Origin of the sequence: Streptomyces sp. NRRL WC-3549, from assembly GCF_000721935.1 — a bacterium.
In the GTDB taxonomy this organism is placed as follows: domain Bacteria; phylum Actinomycetota; class Actinomycetes; order Streptomycetales; family Streptomycetaceae; genus Streptomyces.
The window spans coordinates 26,436-27,693 of record NZ_KL585422.1 but is presented as its reverse complement, the minus strand read 5'-3'; the positions used below and the strand labels follow the sequence as shown (position 1 = coordinate 27,693).

1 protein-coding gene is annotated in these 1,258 nt (G+C 72.3%); it reads right to left on the bottom strand.

Features of this window, described 5'->3' with window-relative positions:
- A partial coding sequence (locus tag IH13_RS0126285) for a DUF6986 family protein (protein ID WP_063837496.1) occupies window positions 1–1,120 on the bottom strand: 1,120 nt, incomplete at its 3' end.
- Window positions 1,121–1,258 lie beyond the last annotated feature (138 nt).

Sequence of the window (1,258 nt, the reverse complement as noted above, 5' to 3'; positions counted from 1 at the left end):
CTGCCTTGCCAGCCCGCTCAGAGATGTGTATAAGAGACAGTTCCAGGCCCTCGCGGTAGAAGGTGTACACGGCCGCGTAGCGGGTGGGCAGGTGCCCGGGGTGCATGTCCCAGCCCTGGTAGTAGGCGCGGGCCAGCGCCCGCCGGGTGAGGCCGTAGTGCAGCCGCCACGCGTCGTGGACCTGTCGGGCGGAGCCGACGGGCAGGACGTTGGTGGAGCCGTCGCAGACCCGTACGCCGGTGCCTGCGGCGGCGACCTGCATGACCGCCTTCGCGTGGTCGGCGGCCGGGTGGTCGCTCGCCTGGTGGGCGGGGCTGACGCCGACGCAGGCGCTGTAGTCGAAGGTCCCGTAGTGCAGGCCGGTCGCGCGGCCCTCGGCGGCGCCGATCATGCGGGCCACGGCGGCGGTGCCGTCGGCGGCGAGGATCGACTGGCTGGTCTCGATCTGGATCTCGAAGCCGATCCGTCCGGACGGCAGCCCGTGGGCGTCCTCGAAGGCCTCCAGCAGCCGCACGAAAGCGGTGACCTGCTCCGGGTAGGTCACCTTGGGCAGGGTCAGCACCAGCCCGTCGGGCAGACCTCCGGCCCGCATCAGGCCGGTGAGGAAGATGTCCGTGGTGCGGATTCCCCGGTCCCGTACGCCGGCCTCCATGCACTTCATACGGATGCCCGTGTACGGGGCGGCGGTCCCGTCGGCGTACGCCTCGGCGACCAGTCGTGCGGCACGGGCCGCCGCCTCGTCCTCCTCGGCGTCCGGGCGCAACCCGTAGCCGTCCTCGAAGTCGATGCGCAGGTCCTCCACCGGTTCCCGCTCCAGCTTGGCGCGTACGCGGTCGTGCACGGCCTCGGCGAGTTCCCCCGGGACGGACAGGACCTCGGCGAGCGCGGCGGCGTCCGGGGCGTGTGCGTCGAGCGCGGCCAGCGCCCGGTCGCCCCAGGAGCGCGGGGTCCCGGCCTCGAAGGCGTCGGCGGGGACGTAGACGGTGTGGACGGGTTGGCGGGTGCCGGGGTCCCCCGGGTACCGCCGGGCGAGTTCGGCGTCCACGGCGGTGAGGGAGGCGCCGATCTCCTTGCCGACCGTACCGGCGAGGCTCGTCGCCACCTGCTCCTGCTGACCCATGACCATGCCCTCCACCTGCTCAAGGTTTCCACTTGCCGGAATGAATCATCCGCATGGTGAAGTTATAAGTCCCCGCTCCGGGCGTCAACGGTGACCGGGAACGGCCCGGGGCCGCGTGGTGCGAACACCACGCGGCCC